Below are 1,279 nucleotides of genomic sequence, written 5' to 3' on the forward strand. Positions count from 1 at the left end.
TTGGGATACGTCGTCGTCGGCATGATCCGCGACATGCTGGAGAAGGCGGGCTCGACCGAGACCGAGGCGATGATCGCGGCGCTCGAGGGCCTGACCTCCCAGACCATCGCCGGCCCGGTGACGATGCGGGCGCTCGATCACCAGTCGACCCTCGGGGCCTGGATCGGCGAGACGGCGCTGAACGGGCGCCAGGGCACGATGAAGAAGGTCCGCTACGCCGACGGGGCGAACTACATGTTCCCCGAGGCCGAGGTGAAGGCGGTCCGCAAGGCCTGATCTTCTGACACGCGCCGGAGCGTAAGGCCCATGGACCCGTCCTTCCTCGTCCTCCAGGCCCTCTCCGGTCTCGCCAGCGCCTCGTCGCTGTTCGTGATCGCCTCCGGGCTGACGATCGTGTTCGGCGTCACCCGGATCGTGAACTTCGCCCACGGCTCGTTCTACATGCTGGGGGCATACATCGCGGTCACGATCGTGCCGCGGCTCCTCGACCTGTCCTATTCCCCCGCCGCGTTCTTCCTCGGGGTGCTCATCTCCGCCCTCCTCGTCGGCGTGATCGGCGTCGCGGTCGAGGTGCTGCTCTTGCGCCGCATCTACCGGGTGCCGGAGCTGTTCCAGCTGCTCGCGACCTTCGGCGTGGTTCTGATCGTCGAGGACCTGGTGCTCAAGGTCTGGGGCCCGGTCGACATCGCCGGCCCCCGCGCGCCCTCGCTGCGCCACGGCGTCGAGATCTTAGGCCAGCGCTTCCCCGCCTACGAGCTGGTGCTGATCGCGGTCGGCCCCCTGGTGCTGGGTCTCCTCTGGCTCCTCATGCACCGCACCCGCTTCGGCGTGCTGATCCGGGCCGCCACGCAGGACCGCGAGATGGTCGGCGCGCTCGGCGTCAACCAGGCGCGGCTGTTCACCCTGACGCTGTTCCTCGGCGCCAGCCTCGCGGGGCTCGGCGGCGCGCTCCAGATCCCGCGCATCCCGGCCAACGCCCACATGGACCTCTCGGTCATCACCGACGCCTTCGTGGTCACGGTGATCGGCGGCATGGGCTCGGTGCCGGGCGCCTTCGTGGCCGCGCTGATCATCGGCCAGCTCCAGGCCTTCGGCATCCTGATCTTCCCGAAGGTGACGCTGGTCCTGGTCTTCGCCCTGATGGCGGTGGTGCTGGTGGTCAAGCCCTGGGGCCTGTTCGGCCGGCCCGAGGCCGCCTCGGGCCGGGTGATGCCGCCGGAGGGCATCCCGGGCTTGCGCCGCTTCCGTCCGGCGGAAAGCCTGCTCGCCGGGCTGGCGG

General features: G+C 70.0%; 1 protein-coding gene and 1 pseudogene. Both read left to right on the forward strand.

What is annotated here, in order from left to right; translation table 11 throughout:
• Positions 1-276, forward strand: a pseudogene (locus A5481_RS35575) (transporter substrate-binding protein); the annotation flags it as partial.
• 30 nt (positions 277-306) lie between these two features.
• Positions 307-1,279, forward strand: a 973-nt coding sequence (locus tag A5481_RS35580; RefSeq protein WP_245298689.1) for a branched-chain amino acid ABC transporter permease, incomplete at its 3' end; no start/stop codon positions are given.

It is taken from the genome of Methylobacterium platani (assembly GCF_001653715.1).
Lineage (GTDB): Bacteria > Pseudomonadota > Alphaproteobacteria > Rhizobiales > Beijerinckiaceae > Methylobacterium > Methylobacterium platani.